At 42.1% G+C, this 878-nt stretch carries 1 protein-coding gene; it reads left to right on the forward strand.

The window, feature by feature from the left end; all coding sequences use genetic code 11:
• The coding region (gene rlmKL / locus BCT81_RS26905; protein ID WP_102426445.1) for a bifunctional 23S rRNA (guanine(2069)-N(7))-methyltransferase RlmK/23S rRNA (guanine(2445)-N(2))-methyltransferase RlmL at positions 1-862 on the forward strand (862 nt) is incomplete at its 5' end.
• Positions 863-878 lie beyond the last annotated feature (16 nt).

The following is an 878-nucleotide window of genomic DNA, read 5'->3' on the forward strand; positions in this document are numbered from 1 at the left end:
TTGTTACCGTATCTACGATGCAGATTTACCAGAATACAATGTAGCGATTGACGTATACCCAGGTCATCTTGTGATTCAAGAATACGCTGCACCTAAAGATGTACCGGAAGAGAAAGCAAAACGTCGTCTAACTGATATCATCCGTGCTTCTATTCAAGTGACTGGCGTTGAAGCCAATAACGTTGTGCTGAAAGTTCGTCAGAAGCAAAAAGGCCGCTCTCAATACCAGAAGCTTTCTCAAGATTCATCGAACCTAGAAGTAAACGAATACGGTGTTAAGCTGATTGTTAACCTTCACGACTACCTAGATACAGGTTTATTCCTTGATCATAAGATTACTCGGCGTCGTATCGGTGAAATGGCGGCAGGCAAGGATTTCCTAAACCTGTTTGCTTATACAGGTAGTGCATCTGTACATGCAGCAGTGGGTGGCGCACGCTCTACAACTACTGTTGATATGTCTAATACCTACCTAGAGTGGGCGAAAGAGAACATGGAGCTTAACGGCCGTGTAGGTCGTCAACATCAATTTGTTCAAGCTGACTGCTTACAATGGTTGGCTAAAGAGCAAGGCTCGTATGATCTGATCTTCATTGATCCTCCAACGTTCTCAAACTCGAAGCGTATGGATCAATCTTTCGACGTTCAACGTGATCATATCCAGCTGATGGAGAACCTAAAGCGTCTGCTTCGTGAAGAAGGTACGATTGTTTTCTCTAACAATAAACGTCACTTCAAAATGGATTTAGAAGCTTTAGAAGAGCTAGGCCTTAAAGCTCAGAACATCTCTGCTAAGACATTGCCTCTAGATTTCTCTCGTAATAAGCATATTCATAACTGCTGGTTGATTACCCACAAGTAATTAAGAGATTTTATAA

Source organism: Vibrio sp. 10N.261.52.A1 (assembly GCF_002876325.1).
Classification (GTDB): Bacteria; Pseudomonadota; Gammaproteobacteria; order Enterobacterales; family Vibrionaceae; genus Vibrio; species Vibrio chagasii.